The sequence below is a fragment of the Veillonella montpellierensis genome (assembly GCF_947090115.1).
In the GTDB taxonomy this organism is placed as follows: domain Bacteria; phylum Bacillota; class Negativicutes; order Veillonellales; family Veillonellaceae; genus Veillonella; species Veillonella montpellierensis.
In genome coordinates, this window is the sequence record NZ_CAMUMS010000009.1 from 73458 (window position 1) to 90901 (window position 17444).

13 protein-coding genes are annotated in these 17444 nt (G+C 39.6%); all 13 read left to right on the plus strand.

From position 1 onward, the window contains the following. The first annotated feature begins 9 nt into the window (after positions 1-9). Complete coding sequence (gene fabK, locus P6940_RS06020) at positions 10-954, plus strand: enoyl-[acyl-carrier-protein] reductase FabK (RefSeq protein ID WP_028257484.1); 945 nt, start codon at positions 10-12, stop codon at positions 952-954. A 21-nt stretch (positions 955-975) separates the two neighbouring features. Next, positions 976-1917: an ACP S-malonyltransferase gene (fabD, locus tag P6940_RS06025; protein ID WP_028257485.1), complete on the plus strand. Its 942-nt coding sequence runs from the start codon at positions 976-978 to the stop codon at positions 1915-1917. A gap of 1 nt (position 1918) precedes the next feature. Continuing rightward, complete coding sequence (fabG, locus tag P6940_RS06030; RefSeq protein WP_028257486.1) at positions 1919-2662, plus strand: 3-oxoacyl-[acyl-carrier-protein] reductase; 744 nt, start codon at positions 1919-1921, stop codon at positions 2660-2662. A gap of 46 nt (positions 2663-2708) precedes the next feature. Next, positions 2709-2939 carry an acyl carrier protein gene (locus P6940_RS06035; protein WP_004693441.1) on the plus strand — a complete coding sequence of 77 codons (231 nt, stop codon included), beginning with the start codon at positions 2709-2711 and terminating at the stop codon, positions 2937-2939. A gap of 75 nt (positions 2940-3014) precedes the next feature. Next, the gene (locus P6940_RS06040; protein ID WP_028257487.1) at positions 3015-3971 is read left to right on the plus strand and encodes an NAD(P)H-dependent flavin oxidoreductase; all 957 of its coding nucleotides are present in this window, start codon (positions 3015-3017) and stop codon (positions 3969-3971) included. A gap of 36 nt (positions 3972-4007) precedes the next feature. After that, on the plus strand, positions 4008-5252 hold the full coding sequence (fabF, locus tag P6940_RS06045; protein ID WP_277293477.1) for a beta-ketoacyl-ACP synthase II: 1245 nt from the start codon (positions 4008-4010) through the stop codon (positions 5250-5252). Between the two features lie 27 nt (positions 5253-5279). Next, positions 5280-5996, plus strand: a complete 717-nt coding sequence (rnc, locus tag P6940_RS06050; protein ID WP_277293496.1) for a ribonuclease III — start codon at positions 5280-5282, stop codon at positions 5994-5996. A gap of 210 nt (positions 5997-6206) precedes the next feature. Beyond that, positions 6207-7340 carry an elongator complex protein 3 gene (locus tag P6940_RS06055; protein ID WP_277293478.1) on the plus strand — a complete coding sequence of 378 codons (1134 nt, stop codon included), beginning with the start codon at positions 6207-6209 and terminating at the stop codon, positions 7338-7340. Between the two features lie 55 nt (positions 7341-7395). Next, positions 7396-10950, plus strand: coding sequence for a chromosome segregation protein SMC (gene smc, locus P6940_RS06060; protein WP_277293479.1), 3555 nt, complete (start codon positions 7396-7398; stop codon positions 10948-10950). After that, a complete protein-coding gene (gene ftsY / locus P6940_RS06065) occupies positions 10950-11867 on the plus strand; it encodes a signal recognition particle-docking protein FtsY (protein ID WP_038152399.1) in 918 nt (305 codons plus the stop codon). Before smc ends, ftsY begins: the two co-directional genes overlap by 1 nt. A 5-nt stretch (positions 11868-11872) precedes the next feature. Then, a complete protein-coding gene (locus P6940_RS06070) occupies positions 11873-12268 on the plus strand; it encodes a hypothetical protein (protein WP_277293480.1) in 396 nt (131 codons plus the stop codon). 1 nt (position 12269) lies between these two features. Continuing rightward, complete coding sequence (uvrB, locus tag P6940_RS06075; protein ID WP_423839120.1) at positions 12270-14444, plus strand: excinuclease ABC subunit UvrB; 2175 nt, start codon at positions 12270-12272, stop codon at positions 14442-14444. Between the two features lie 108 nt (positions 14445-14552). Continuing rightward, positions 14553-17402, plus strand: coding sequence for an excinuclease ABC subunit UvrA (uvrA, locus tag P6940_RS06080; RefSeq protein ID WP_277293482.1), 2850 nt, complete (start codon positions 14553-14555; stop codon positions 17400-17402). Positions 17403-17444: the final 42 nt, after the last annotated feature.

Sequence of the window (17444 nt, forward strand, 5' to 3'; positions counted from 1 at the left end):
GGAACAATAATGATTAAAACTGATATTTGTGATTTATTACAAATAGAATATCCTATATTGCAAGGCGGTATGGCTTGGATTGGCACAGCGGAATTAGCAGCAGCTGTCTCTGAAGCAGGTGGTCTTGGCATTATCGGTGCCGGTCATATGCCTCCTGACGTGTTTCGTAATGAAATCCATAAATTAAAAGAACGTACGAGCAAACCATTTGGTTGTAACATCATGTTGATGTCCCCTTTTGTAAAGGAAGTTATGCAAGTTGTATTGGATGAACGAGTTCCAGTAGTAACTACTGGTGCAGGCAATCCGAGTACCTATGTACCAGCTTTAAAAGATATTGGTAGTAAAGTTATACCTGTTGTGGCATCGCCTCTATTAGCAAAGCGTTTGTTGCGTGGTGGTATTGATGCAGTTATTGCAGAAGGTACTGAATCGGGCGGACACGTAGGAGAAATTACCACTATGTGTTTGTTACCACAAGTATTAGATGCAGTGAATGTACCTGTTATAGCAGCTGGCGGTATTGCTGATGGACGAGGTATGGCAGCAGCTTTGACAATTGGTGCTCAAGCTGTACAAATGGGAACGCGTTTTGTACTTTCAGAAGAATGTATTGCTCATAGTAACTATAAAGAAGCCGTGTTGAAAGCAAAAGATCGTTCTACCATTGTTACCGGATTAACAACAGGTCATCCTGTACGTATTTTACAAAATGCCTTAGCACATCAATATCAAAGCTTAGAATTCAGTGGTGCGCCTAAAGAAGCATTAGAAAATTTGGGAACAGGCACACTTCGCGCAGCGGCTATTGATGGCAATGTTAAAGATGGTTCTGTGATGATTGGTCAAATTTCTGGCATGTTGCAAGATATTAAACCATGTAAGGCAATTATTCAAGATATTATGAGAGAAACAGAAATGGTTCTTTCTAAGGCACAATCATTAATACGATAATCGCTATAAAGGAGTTATATTATGAAAACAGCATTTGTGTTTCCAGGACAGGGATCCCAAAAAGTTGGTATGATGCAGGACTTATATAATGCGTATCCGATTGTAAAACAACGATTTGAAGAAGCTGATGAAGCATTAGGTTATTCTATTACAAAGCTATGCTTTGAAGGACCGGACACAGAACTTGTGAAGACTGCTAATACACAACCAGCTATTTTAACAGCGAGTGTAGCCTGTTATGAAGTGTTAAAAGAGAAAGGCTATACACCTGATATTGTCGGGGGACATAGCTTGGGCGAATATAGTGCCCTAGTAGCAGCAGGCGTACTAGATTTTAAAGATGCCGTATATTTAGTTCATAAACGTGGTCAATATATGCAGGAAGCGGTACCATTAGGAGAAGGTTCCATGGCTGCAATTTTAGCATTGCCTCGGGAAAAAGTTATTGCTATATGTGCTGAAGTTGATGCAACAGTAGGATCGGTACAAGCAGTTAACTTTAATTGCCCTGGTCAAATTGTTATTGCGGGCGCAACGAAAGCTGTAGAAATAGCAGCAGAAAAAATGAAAGCTGCCGGTGCTAAACGCGCCGTTATTCTACCAGTCAGTGCACCATTCCATAGTCGATTAATGGAACCAGCAGCACTTCGTTTAGAAGAAGAATTAAATACAATTACAATACATGATGCACAGATACCTGTTGTGGCTAATGTGACAGCCTCTATTTTGACAAAAGGCGCTGATATTAAGAAGTCTTTGGTAGTGCAAGCTGCACATCCTGTATTGTGGGAAGATTGTGTAATGCAGATGGTTAACTATGGTGTGGAAGTGTTCGTAGAAGTAGGACCAGGCAAGGTGTTAACTGGTTTCACTAAGAAAATTAATAAAGCTATGCAACTATCCAATGTGGAAGATATTGCATCATTAGATAAAACTCTTGAATTTTTAGAAGGGGTTCGATAAAATGCATTTAGAAGGTAAAGTAGCTCTTGTTACAGGAGCATCTCGTGGTATAGGTCGTGCCGTAGCCATTGGTATGGCTAGAAATGGAGCCGATGTGATTGTCAACTATAGTGGGAATGTAGAAGCTGCTCAAGAAACAGTGGATGCGATTACAGCACTAGGACGCAAGGCACTTATGATTAAGGCTAATGTGGCGAATCCTGAAGAAGTAGCAGCTATGGTTGAAATGGGTCATACAGAGTTTGGCCATATTGATATACTCGTAAACAATGCAGGAATTACTCGTGACGGCTTGCTTATGCGTATGAAAGATGAAGATTTTGACGATGTTATCGATATTAATTTGAAAGGTGTTTATTTAGTTACTAAAGCAGTTTCTAAGATCATGATGAAACAACGCTCCGGTTCGATTGTCAATATGACATCAGTAGTTGGCGTCATGGGTAATGCGGGGCAGACTAATTATGCTGCTTCTAAAGCAGGCGTTATTGGATTTACAAAAGCCTGTGCGAAAGAAATGGCGTCACGTGGTATTCGTGTAAACGCTATTGCACCGGGTTTTATTCATACTGATATGACAGACGTATTATCTGATAAAGTACGTGAAGCTATGATTCATGAAATTCCATTAAAACGCATGGCTGAAGCCGATGAAGTGGCTAATGTAGTCATATTCCTTGCCAGTGACTTAGCAGGCTATGTAACTGGACAAGTGATTAATGTTGATGGTGGCATGGTTATGTAATTCCATCATATAGATACATTCCTATTTGAAAGGAGGTGAACCACCAATGAACACTTTTGATAAAGTTAAAGCGATCGTTGTGGAACAATTAGGCGTTGATGAAGCTGAAGTTACAATAGATTCTACATTTATCGATGATTTAGGCGCTGACTCCTTGGATATCGTTGAATTAATTATGGCATTTGAAGAAGAATTCAACGTTGAAATCCCTGATGATGTTGCTGAAAAAATTAAAACCGTTAAAGATACAGTAGAATACATTGATTCTGCTAAATAAGCTTAGTAGCTTACTCATATACTGGATGGGAGGTTTCGGCCTCCCAAAAGGTTTAGTTAACAGGAGGAATTGATAGTGAAGCTCCCTGAACTTCGCATTGGTAATTTAATTGCGAAAGTGCCTATTATTCAAGGCGGTATGGCGATTAGATTATCTACAGCTCGCTTGGCAGCAGCTGTTGCTAATGAAGGCGGTATTGGCCTTATTGCGGCATCTGGTATGCCGTTTGATGAATTACGATATGAAATACAATTAGCTAGAAAATTATCACCTACGGGGATTATTGGTATAAATGCGATGGTAGCAGCCACTCAATTTGCAGGGCTCGTTAAAACCGCCATCGAAGAAGGCATTGATTTGGTAGTAGCTGGTGCAGGCTTCTCCAGAGATATGTTTGCAATGGGTAGAGAATCTGGTACACCAATTGTGCCAATTGTTTCCTCTGCTAAATTGGCAAGAATTTCTGAAGGATTGGGTGCTTCTGCAGTGATTGTAGAGGGCAGCGAAGCGGGTGGTCATTTAGGTACTGACCGCTCCTCAAGAGATATTGTGCCAGAAGTAGTGGCAGCAGTGAAAAAAATTCCAGTTATTGGTGCTGGTGGCGTACTAGAAGGTAAAGACATTGTAGAAATGATGAAATTGGGAGCAAACGGTGTACAAATGGGTAGTCGTTTTGCTGCTAGTGAAGAATGTAATGCATCGGATGAATTAAAAAAGATGTATGTACGTGCTACAGAACCAGAAGATATAGTGTTAATTCAGAGTCCTGTGGGATTACCTGGACAAGCCATTAACAATAAATTTGCTCAATCTGTTTTAGATGGTACAGTACCGCCACCTACAGTGTGCGATAACTGTTTAAAACATTGTTCACATAAATTTTGTATTATTCGTGCTTTATCTCGTGCACAACAAGGTGATGTTGAAACGGGTCTAGTATTTTCTGGTAATAATATGCGTAAAGTAGAGAAAATATTATCAGTGAAAGATATTTTTGCAAAATTATTAAAAGAAGTTGCTGAAATTGATTAATATATGGCAATAATTCCTAATTAAGAGGTGGAAGAAGTGAAAAAACGCGTTGTAATTACTGGTTTAGGTGCAATTACACCTGTAGGTAATGGTAAAGAAGCATTTTATAATGCTCTATTAGCTGGTAAATCTGGCATTGGTCGCATTACTCGATTTGATCCGACAAATTTTGCGACACAAATTGCAGGGGAAGTTAAAGATTTTGATGTCACTGACTATGGCATTGATAAAAAAGAAGCTCGTCGAATGGACCGTTGCACAGCATTGGCTGTTGGTGCTGCGGTTATGGCTGTTGAAGATGCAGGACTTGATTTAGAACGAGAAGACCGCGATCGTTGTGGTACCGTTGTGGGTACTGGTATTGGCGGTATTAACTCCATTCATGAAGTATATAAAACATTATTTGATAAAGGACCAAGTCGTGTTAGTCCATTTGCGGTACCAATGATGATTGCCAATATGGTTTCTGGTCGTGTATCCATTCGCTTGGGATTAAACGGTCCATGTATTACCGATGTAACTGCTTGTGCATCAGGTACTAACTCGATTGGTGATGCATTCCGTGTCATTGCCTATGGTGATGCAGATATTATGATAGCTGGTGGTACAGAAGCAGCTGTGGAAGAAGGCGCTGTAGCTGGCTTTGCTTCTATGAAAGCCATGTCAACACGTAATGATGAACCAGAAAAAGCATCTCGTCCATTCTCAGCAGATCGTGATGGATTTGTTATGGGGGAAGGTTCTGGTATCGTAGTTCTTGAAGAATTAGAACATGCAAAAGCACGAGGCGCTCATATTTATGCGGAAGTGGTTGGCTATGGTAGCAATGCAGATGCTTATCACATTACAGCACCAGCACCAGGCGGAGTGCAAGCTAAAAAATGTATGGCTATGGCCATCAAAGATGCGGGAATAGCACTTGAAGATGTTAACTATATTAACGCACACGGCACATCTACTGGTTTGAATGATAAGAATGAAACATTAGCTATTAAAGATTTATTTGGTGACCATGCGTACCATATCGCGGTTAACTCTACTAAATCTATGACTGGTCATTTACTAGGTGCTGCTGGCGCAATTGAAACTGTAGTAGTTGCTATGGCAATTGAAACAGGCAAAGTACATCCTACTATCAATTTAGAAAATCCAGATCCTGAATTAGACTTAGATTATGTAACAGAAGGTGCTCGTGATTTAGAAGTAACCTGTGCTCTTTCAAATTCTTTCGGATTTGGTGGTCATAATGCGACACTTTGTGTACGTCGCTATGAGGACTAATTGAAGGCCCGGAGAAACCATAAGGCGATGATAGCTCGAGCTCGTGAAGCTGCTCTTCATGAGCTTGTAGTGCGTTTGAATCTTCCTGTTACAGATGTTGGTTTATTGGATCGAGCGTTTACTCATACGTCTTATGCGAATGAACATAAGGAACGGTCAGTTCAACATAATGAACGGCTTGAATTCTTAGGAGATGCGGTACTTGATTTAATTATTGGAGAATACTTGTTTAAAACATATCCTCAAATGACTGAGGGTGAACTAACAAAAACAAAAGCGGCTATTGTTTGTGAGTCATCACTAGCATCTTGTAGTGGTGCTCTAGGCTTTGGCGAGTATTTGTTGTTAGGAAAAGGGGAAGCTACGTCTGGTGGCAGACAACGGGCCTCTATATTAGCAGATACCTTTGAATCTGTAGTTGGGGCCTTATATTTACACACATCCTATAAAGTAGCTACCGAGTTTGTTTTGAGTCATTTGCAAGGATATATTAAACAAGCCATATTAGGCAATTTAGGAAAAGATTTCAAAACATTATTGCAAGAATTTGTACAACAAGATGGGGAGAAACATATTCAGTATTCCCTAGTTGGAGAATCAGGACCGGATCATGATAAAGTATTTCTAATGGAAGTGTGCATTGATGGCATTTCTTACGGTAGTGGATCTGGTAAAAATAAAAAAGAAGCTGAGCAACATGCAGCACAAGAAGCATTAGAGCATATAAAAAACTCAACCATATAGTAGTAAATCATACAATTTGCATGTATATTATGGATATTTCATAGAATAAGTACAATAGTATAGAGAAAATATATGAGGTGGCATACGTATCATGTTACCTCATTTTTTATTGTAGGCCTCTATTAGGCTAGATGCTCTATATGGCGTGTAGCGATATAGGGATCAGTGTATAGATAGGGGATAGATGAATTATGAAAGTAGTAGTCGATAATGAAAGATATAGTAAAGGACTTTGATAGGAGTCAACCTATAGTAGAAAAGAATAGTGTAAGAAATAAGAAAAATAAGCATAAAATTATTCCGTTTTTTATTCCTCATATTGGATGTCCATACATTTGTGTGTTTTGCAATCAGCCTCATATTACAGGACAATCTATGCCAGTTAAGGCGTCTATGATCGCACAAGTGATAGAAGAATATGTCACATCAATAAAGACGGATACGCATTGGGAAGTGGCCTTTTTCGGAGGGAGTTTTTCTGCCATTCCGCGGTCGATACAAAAAGAATTGTTAACACCTGCATACGCTGCTTGGAAAGAAGGCTTGATTGATGCCATTCGTTGCTCTACCCGTCCTGATGCAGTAGATGATGAAGAACTTGATTTTTTATATATGCATGGATTGAGGACTGTCGAACTAGGTGTACAGTCGATGGATGATGAGATATTAGTACGGTCAAAACGTGGGCATACGAGTGAACAAGTAAAAGAGGCAGTACAACGGCTACGGCAACGAGGATTTCAAGTAGGATTGCAATTATTACCAGGACTACCTGGAGAAACGTGGACTACGCTCATTCGTACAGCCGTTGCCATTTCCGCATTACAACCAGATTTTGTGAGAATATATCCCGTGTTAGTCATTGAACATACAGAATTGGCAGATATGTATAGAGCAGGATCCTATACACCACTATCTATAAAAGAAGCAGTGGCCTATAGTGCTTTTTTAAAGTCTTGGTTTGAAATGCATCACATTCGAGTAATTAGAACAGGATTACAAAGCACGGAAGACTTGGATGCAGGAACTCATTTAGTAGCAGGACCCTATGAACCAGCCATGGGTGAATTAGTGATTAATCAGCAATGGAAAGAGAGACTGTTACAATGTATAGACCAGTATATGGAGGTATATAATGATAGACCACGTACTATTACTATCGGGTATCCGAGTCGATTGACATCGCAAGTTCGTGGTGTAGGACGGAAGAATATGATAGAATTACAAGCCAAATATCCAACCGTACAATGGGTGTGGCGAGAAACAGATGTGTGTCACTTGGATCGTATGATTACCTGTACGATTGATGGGAGTACCTATATATTGCATCGTTTTATGCTATAATTAAAGGATAGAAAGTATTCATTATAATAAGATTGATTTGGAGGAATGGTAGGGTATGCAACTTCTGCGGTTAGAGATGAAAGGGTTTAAATCCTTTGCTGATAAAACTGTAGTCACATTTTCACCAGGCATGACTGCCATTGTAGGCCCTAATGGTAGCGGTAAAAGTAATATTACCGATGCCATACGCTGGGTACTAGGAGAATCAAATATTAGAAATTTACGCGGTCAGAAAGCAGAAGATATTATTTTTTCTGGTACTGAACGACGGCGGTCCCTAGGTGCAGCGGAAGTAACACTAGTATTTGATAATACAGATGGGCAATTGGGTGAAGAACTGGCAGAAGTCGCTCTGTGTAGGCGTATTTATCGTACAGGAGAAAGTGAATTTTTTATTAATAAACGAGCTTGTCGACTAAAAGATATTCACTTATTGTTGGCCGATACTGGTTTGGGGAAAGATTCCATGGCGATTATTGGTCAGAATCGGATTGATGCTATTTTAAATAGTAAACCAGAAGAAAGACGACTTATTTTTGAAGATGTAGCCGGCATATCTAGATTTAAACTTAATAAAGAAGATGCATTGCGACGGATTCATGGGACTGAACGGAATATGGAACGGATACAAGATATTCTGATTACCTTAGAAGAACAATTGGATCCATTACGTGAAAAGGCAGACAAGACAAGACAATACATGGCTTGGAGCCGCGAAAAACGATTGATTGATGGAGCACTCGCATTTCATAATTACAAGACCGCAGATCGCTTATACACACGGTTTGAAAATGATAATTTATCATATATTGCAGAAATAAATGAATTAGAAGCAGAAAAAACGCGGCTAGATGCGGATCGACAAGACTTACAAAGTGAGATGAGTCGGGGGCAGGAGCAACTGAAAGAATGGGAAGCATCGTTTGCCTCTCAGCAACGAGAAGAAGCACGCTTAGCGGGAGAACGTAAGTTACTAGAGGAACAATGTAAAACGGTAGAACGAGATAAGACGAATTGTGAGCATCGTATTAGTGAATTAGAAGCTACAAGAAAAGCAGAAGAACAGCAAATTCTCATTTTACAACATATGTTGACCGATGAACGACAGACCTTAGAAAGACAGCAAAATGAGACGGTAATGCTGGAAAATAAGTATCGAGAAGCGTCTATTACCTTGCAAGAAGCACAAGAAAATCTACGACAATATCAAGAAACATCAGATTCTCGTCATCAACAACACATTGAACTTGTGGCGGCTATGGAAACGAATAAATCTGATATGAAATCGCTTGTAACTCGTATCGAAGAAAGTAAAGAATTAGAAAAAAATATAATAGCTGAAATGAAAGACTTAGAAATTAAGTTGACTAAGGCGAGAGCGGAACATGAACAGATTACAGAACAATATGAGTCGAGTAAAGCAAATAGAAGCAGCTATATAGAACAAGATAAAGAACTGACTAGCCGTATGAAAGATATGAATCAACAATTGCAAACGATACGGCGAACGCTACAAAAAATAGAAGGTCGTTTAGAATTATTGACACAATGGGAAGAACAACATGAAGGCTATGTAGAAGGAACTAAAAATATTTTAAAAGCAACGGCACCGTGGAGAAATCAGGTTAAAGGTGCTGTGGGCGAGTTGTTTACGGTGCAAGAATCCTATGCTATGGCGATTGAAATAGCATTAGGCGGTAGTATAAATCATATTGTTACTACCTCCTCATCAGTGGCGGCGGATTGTGTACGCTACCTAAAAGATACACAAGGTGGACGCATTACATTGCTTCCTATGGAAACGGTGCACGGTCGTGTGATACATACAGAAGCGTTACAAGAAGAAGATGTTAAAGGGTTAGCCGTTGATTGTATTCACTTTGATGAAGCATACAGAGGCATTTTTACCTATTTATTGGGACGTATTCTCGTGGTAGATTCTATGACACGAGCGATTGAGATTCAAAAAAAGTATCACCAACAATTGCGAATTGTCACCTTAACGGGGGAACAATTTTCTCCCGGTGGTTCTTTAACAGGCGGTACTAGTAAAAAAAGAAAAGGATCCGTGGTGGCTCGTAAAGAAGAAATGCGTCACTTAGAACAAACGATGACATCCCTACAAGAACAGCAAGCACAATTAGTAGAAACGCTAGCTGCTTCTGAAAGGGAACAGGAGGCATTGCAACAAGACCGCAAAGAGATAGATGATAAACTTCAACAGTTGCATTTAGTATATACATCGGGTGAAACAAAGATCGATACGTTGATGCAACAGAGAAAGAGAAACAAAGAAACCTTAGAAGCACAACGCGAGAAATGTAAGGTATATACTAAGACAATCAAACAATTGCAAGAAACCGTCGATCATTGTCAAGGTGAAATAGATGATATACTCTCTTCTAATCGGGAGCAAGACATGTCGCAACAGATGATGGCTAAGGTAGAGGAATTACAAGCTATACAGCAATCAGCCTATGAATCATTTACAACGATGCGCATATCTTGTGAAACGTTAGAAAAAACGATACATGATCGAGAGAAAGAAATGCAACAAAAGGAAGAAACTCTTGTTTCTTTAGCAGATCGCATGGCACCCTTAGCTAACGAAGTATCATCCTTAGAACATCGTATGATAGAGGTATTGCCACAACAGATGGAAGAATTACAAAAACAATTAGAACAAGTAGCTTCTGAAACGAAACGATTGGCAATAGGACGCCAAGATGCCTATACTATGGCTACCAATAGACAAGCTTCTATGGAAGAGATGATAGAAAAGCAGCAGACGTTAGATAAACGATATAAGCGCGTGCAACAACAATTATTAGACATGGAAAGTCGCCTAACGCGCTATAAGCTAGATTGTGAACGATCGGTTGCATCGCTGGATGAATTAGGGTTTACCTTAGAAGAGGCACAAGCGATTACGATGAGTGGATCGGTTAGTGAATGGAAAGCAAGTCAAGCTGATTTATTGGCTCGTATTACAGAATTAGGACCTATTAATCCAGCGGCCATAGAAGAATTTGAAGAAGCTAAGGAAAGACATCACTTTTTACAAACCCAGTTGGATGATCTGGATACAGCTAAACATCAGTTAGAAGATGTTATTGTTGAAATGGATACGGCTATGAGTACGCAACTAGTGGACGTGTTACATGTAGTAGGTGAGCAATTTCAACGTGTGTTTAGTCAACTTTTCAATGGTGGTACAGCACAAATTGTACAAACGGATCCAGATAATATTTTGACCAGCGGCATTGATTTTTACATTCAGCCACCAGGGAAAAAACGGCAACAATTGACATTACTTTCTGGTGGAGAACGGGCATTAACGGTGATTGCCTTATTATTCTCATTTCTTTTCTATCGGCCAGCTCCATTTTGCGTATTGGACGAAGTGGATGCGGCACTTGATGAAGCTAATGTGGAACGATTTAGTCAGTATTTGCGGCAATTGGATCAGGCAACACAATTTATCGTTGTTTCCCATCGTAAAACAACGATGGAAGCAGCCGAAGTCTTACAAGGTGTTACTATGGTAGAACAAGGTATATCACGATTGTTAACAGTGGCCTTTGAAGATGTTAAGGAGGATTTAACATAATGGCATTTGGATTTTTGAATAGTATAAAAGAAGGATTAGAAAAAACAAGGAAACAGTTTGTGAGTAATGTAGAACATGTGATTATTGGATACGCACAAATTGACGATGAATTTTTAGATGACTTAGAAGCTGTTATGTTGACAGGTGATCTAGGAGTTAAGACAACGGAATATTTAATGAAAGAAATTCGCCGTGGCGTTACAGAAGGTATTATTAATGATACTCGTGATGTTATGCCATTTATGGAAGCACGCATTTCGGAAATATTAGATAGTCAAGAAGAAGAATTACCTCTACATCATCCAGAAGTTATTTTGGTAGTAGGCGTTAATGGGGTAGGTAAAACGACTACCATTGCTAAGCTAGCACATTACTATACAAAACAAGGGAAAAAAGTTGTTATTGCTGCAGCGGATACATTTCGTGCGGCCGCAGCGGAACAATTATGTGTATGGGGAGAACGAGTAGGTGTTCCTGTTATTAAACATAAAGAGGGGGCAGATCCAGCTGCCGTTGTCTATGATGCGATGGAATCGGCCCTAGCTCGTAATGCGGACATCGTGATTGTAGATACGGCTGGCCGCTTGCATACAAAAGTTAATTTGATGGAAGAACTTAAAAAAATTGGTCGTGTTGCCAGCCATCATGTAGAAGGAGCTCCTCATCAGACGTTATTAGTATTGGACGGTACAACGGGTCAAAATGCGGTAAGTCAAGCTAAATTGTTCGGGCAAGCGGTCCCTGTGAACGGCATCGTAGTTACGAAACTTGATGGCACTGCGAAAGGCGGTGTTGTGATTTCTATTAAAGAAGAATTAGGCGTACCCGTTCGATGGATTGGCGTAGGTGAAGGTATGGATGATTTACATCCTTTCAATGCAAAAGATTTTACAAACGCATTATTTGATAAGGTGTAACTACTATGAGTCAACCTACACATACCATCAATCACACCTTTTTGTTAGACTATGTGAGCCGAGAAAATACACATCATAAGTGGCATATTACTGATGAAAACATTCAGCGTATCGTGGCCATCATTGAATATTTTGATGTGAACCTATATAGACCGATGACGCGCTTATTGTTGTGTAATTGGCATGAGATTAGTGAACGCCTTGCCAGATATACTGATAAACAGTGGTACTCAATCGAGCAAATTGAAGAAGAAATACACAAGAAACTCGATCGAGTTTCCATTGCCATTCTCTTAGAAGTGTTTGATGGTGATGATACACGACAGCAATATGAAAGTCAAACATCATCAACGGTAGAAGAACAATTGGCGTATATTAGAAATATACATAAAGATGGATAGTATGAATCAACAAGATATAGAAAAAATCAATCCTTTTAAAGTAGTAGCACCCTTTGAACCCATGGGCGATCAGCCAGCGGCGATTGATTCATTGGTGAAGGGCATCAATCGTGGCGATTGGGCGCAAGTGTTATTAGGCGCTACAGGTACGGGTAAAACCTATACTATGGCAAAGGTGATTGAAGCGGTGCAAAAACCTACGTTAATCATCGCGCATAATAAAACATTAGCAGCTCAACTATGCAGTGAATTTAAAAGCTTCTTTCCCAATAATGCAGTAGAATATTTCGTTTCCTACTATGACTTTTATCAACCAGAAGCGTATATCCCATCTAGTGATACATATATTGAAAAAGATGCTTCCATTAATGATGAAATTGATAAACTACGCCATAGTGCTACTATGAGTTTATTTGAACGCCAAGATGTGATTATTGTCGCATCGGTTAGTTGCATTTACGGGTTAGGAAATCCAGAGGATTATAGCGAATTAGTGTTGTCATTGCGGTTGGGGCAAGAAAAAAGTAGAGAGGAAATCTTACATAAGCTGGTAGATATTCAATATACACGCAATGATATCAATTTTACGCGCGGTACGTTCCGTGTAAAAGGGGATACGATTGAGATTTTTCCCGCCGCCTATAGTGAGCGAGTCGTGCGTGTAGAGCTGTTTGGTGATGAAATTGATCGACTCTTAGAAATTGATGCACTTACAGGAGCCATCATTACAGAACGAAAGCACATTGCTATCTATCCTGCATCGCATTATGTAACAACGAAAGATAAGCTACATACGGCGATTCAAAGAATTGAAGATGAATTAGATGCACAACTCGCCATGTTAAAAAAAGCCGATCGCCTATTAGAAGCACAACGATTAGAACAGAGAACACGCTATGATATAGAAATGATGCAAGAAATGGGCTATTGTTCGGGCATTGAAAATTATTCACGCCATATGTCAACGCGACAGGCTGGTGATGCGCCGTATACATTAATTGACTATTTCCCCGATGATTTTTTGATTATCGTTGATGAATCGCATGTAACGGTTCCTCAAATACGTGCTATGTATAATGGGGATCGAGCTAGAAAAGAATCGCTCATTGAATATGGATTTAGATTGCCTTCGGCACTCGATAATAGACCTCTCAAATTTGATGAATTTGTTCAGAGAATCAATCAAATTATCTATGTATCGGCTACGCCGGGACCTTATGAAATGGAAGTAGAAACAAATGTGGCGGAACAAATTATTAGGCCTACAGGATTATTAGATCCATCTATTGAGATTAGGCCGATACAAGGGCAAATGGATGATTTGTTAGGAGAAATTAAAGCTTCTGTTAAACGTGATGAACGGGTTCTCATTACTACGTTGACTAAAAAAATGGCGGAAGACTTAACAGATTATTTAAAAGAAATGGATATTCGTGTTCGCTATCTTCATTCAGATATTGCCACGATTGAACGGGCTGATATCATTCGCGATTTGCGAGCAGGCGTATTTGATGTGCTAGTAGGCATTAATTTATTGCGAGAAGGACTTGATATGCCGGAAGTGGCTCTCGTGGCGATTTTAGATGCAGATAAGGAAGGTTTTTTACGGTCCGATACAGCTATGATTCAAACGATTGGACGCGCTGCTCGTAATGAGCATGGGCGAGTGATTATGTATGCAGATCGTGTTACGGGGTCGATGAAACGGGCGATGACAGAAACAGAACGCCGCCGTCATATACAAGAGGCGTATAATGAAGAACATGGCATTGTGCCTACTTCCATTCGTAAGGATGTTAAAGATTTAATTGAACTGACTAAATTTGATGAAGAGGCAACCTATGCAGATGGTACATCGAAACTGGGACAACCAATAAAACAGAAGGCACAATCACATGACACATCTACGGTACATACGGATCAAGTGGATGCTGAGCCATATGAAGCATCTGATAGAGTAGCACTGCCAGATATATCACCAGAGGATTTGTATAATCAAATTGAAAAAGTCAATCAGGATATGCGCGATGCGGCGAAGAGGTTAGAATTTGAACGGGCAGCTATGTTGCGCGATCAGTTGAGTGTATTACGCCAACAGTGGGCCCATATGCATGAAGCCAAGGATAGTCGGATTCATAAACCTTCTAAGCGTAGAAAGTCACCTAAGAAAGAGTAGTATATCCCTATAGGAATATAGTTATCCCTATGTAGGTTACTAGGTATATAACGATGTAAAGATTAGTAGAGAAAGGACATGATGTATGTATACATCATTATATCAGTCATGAGAGACGAATTAATTATAAAAGGAGCAAGACAACATAATTTAAAGAACATAGATATTTCATTACCTCGCAATGCGTTGATTGTATTGACTGGCTTGTCTGGATCGGGTAAGTCATCGTTAGCATTCGACACGATTTATGCAGAAGGTCAACGGCGATATGTGGAGTCCTTATCGGCTTATGCACGACAATTTTTAGGACAAATGGATAAACCAGATGTGGATTATATTGAAGGCTTATCTCCAGCTATTTCGATTGATCAAAAAACGACGAGTCGTAATCCGCGATCTACTGTGGGTACTGTGACAGAAATTTATGATTATTTACGATTATTATTTGCGCGTATTGGACATGCTCACTGTCCAAGTTGTGGTAAGCCAATCACATCGCAGACGATACAACAAATGACAGATGATGTAATGAGTTTACCAGAACGGACAAAAATTATTGTAGAGGCACCCTTGATTCGTGGCAAAAAAGGAGAGCATAAAGCCTTATTGGAGCGTATGCGTAAAGAGGGCTTTGCCCGTGTTTGTATTGATGGTACCGTATTCACTTTGGATGAGGATATTCAATTAGATAAAAATAAAAAACATGATATAGAAGTAGTCATTGACCGTCTTGTGGTGAAACCAGGTATTGAAACTCGCTTAGCCGACTCGATGGAAACCGCTGCACAATGGGGCGATGGACTCGTATTAGTGCAAGAGGTAGATGGATTGCAGCATATGTATAGTCAACATTTTGCATGTCCCGATTGTCATATTTCGATGCCTAAGATTGAACCACGCATGTTTTCCTTCAATAGTCCTTTTGGTGCTTGTCCTGCTTGCTCTGGATTGGGAAGTACTATGGAAGTTGATGAACAGCGCGTCATACCAGATAAGACAATACCATTTAGAGATGGGGCGGTAGTTGCGTTAAGTGCCAATCCTAATGCTTGGTTTATGCGTCAATTAGAAGGCTTGTTAGTACAACATGGGTATAGCTTAGATAATTCATTTCAAGACCTTTCAAAATCATTGCAGAAACAAGTTATGCATGGATCTACAGAAAAAGTTACGTTTGACTATGAAAATATGCGTGGTGAAGTAAAGAGCTTTCATACAGAGTACGAAGGTATTTTGCCGATGATAAAACGTCGTCACAGTGAGGCTACAAGTGATTCTCTTCGTGAAGAATTTGAAAAATTTATGTCTGTGAAACCTTGTACTACTTGTCATGGAGCGCGATTGAAATCAGAAGCACTATCCATTTTAGTAGGGCATAAGACGATTGAAGAAGTAACGAATTTTACCATTCAAGAAGCGGTCGCTTTTTTTGATCAATTAGTATTAACCGATCGCGAATTAGTGATTGGAGAACAGATTTTAAAAGAAATTAAAGCACGGTTAGGCTTTTTAAATAATGTGGGATTAGATTATTTAACACTTAGCCGTAGTGCAGGTACTTTGTCTGGTGGTGAGGCACAACGCATTCGGTTGGCTACACAGATTGGGTCTGGACTAGTGGGAGTATTATATATCTTGGATGAACCTTCTATCGGGCTACATCAACGTGATAATGATCGCTTAATTGCTACTTTACAAGGTCTGCGTGATTTAGGTAATACTGTATTAGTTGTTGAGCATGATGAAGATACTATGCGTGCAGCAGATTATTTAGTGGACATTGGGCCAGGTGCAGGAGAACATGGTGGACAAGTAGTAGCAGCAGGTACGGTAACAGAAGTGATGAACTGTAAGAATTCTATTACAGGTCAATATTTATGTGGTCATCGGTATATTGCATTACCAGAAACTAGGCGAAAAGTTGGCAAGGAATGTATTGAAATTCGTGGAGCTAAAGAGAATAACTTACAGAATATGACGGTTAAATTTCCTATAGGCGTGTTGACTGTTGTTACGGGCGTTAGTGGGTCAGGTAAATCGACGTTGGTTAACGATATATTATATAAAGCCTTATCAAATCGTTTACATAGAACATATCATCCTGTAGGATCCTATAAAGACATTAGAGGAATAGACTATGTAGATAAAGTGATTAATATTGACCAAAGTCCTATTGGGCGTACACCACGATCAAACCCTGCTACGTATACGGGTGTTTTTGATGCCATTCGCGAATTATATAGTCAAACGCCAGAAGCTAAAATGCGTGGCTATAAGCAAGGACGATTTAGTTTTAATGTAAAAGGTGGTCGTTGTGAAGCTTGTCGAGGCGATGGCATTATAAAGATTGAAATGCATTTTTTACCAGATGTGTATGTACCTTGTGAAGTCTGCAAAGGGGCTCGTTATAATAGAGAAACCTTAGAAGTGACGTATAAAGGCAAGTCCATTGCCGATGTGTTAGATATGACCGTAGATGATGCAGTAGAGTTTTTTGCCTCAATTCCTAAAATTTATCGTAAATTAGTGACATTACAAGAGGTAGGGTTAGGTTATATTCGATTAGGACAACCAGCCACTACTTTGTCGGGAGGCGAAGCACAACGTGTTAAATTGGCTACAGAATTAGCACGCCGTAGTACAGGAAAGACCGTATATATTTTAGATGAGCCAACGACGGGGCTTCATGCAGAAGATATTAGAAAGCTTTTATATGTATTGCAACAATTAGTTGATGCAGGGGATACAGTCATTGTTATTGAGCATAACCTGGATGTGATTAAAACAGCAGATCATATTATTGACTTAGGGCCAGAGGGGGGAAGCCGTGGTGGCAAAATTGTGGCCACTGGTACACCAGAAGAAATTGCTATGGTAAAAGAAAGTTATACAGGGAGATTTTTAGGCCCTGTATTAGAACGAACTAAGGCGTATATGAAAGAAAATGCTAACGAGTAGATAATTATCTATGTATTATTTTACGATGGTGGATTACAATCT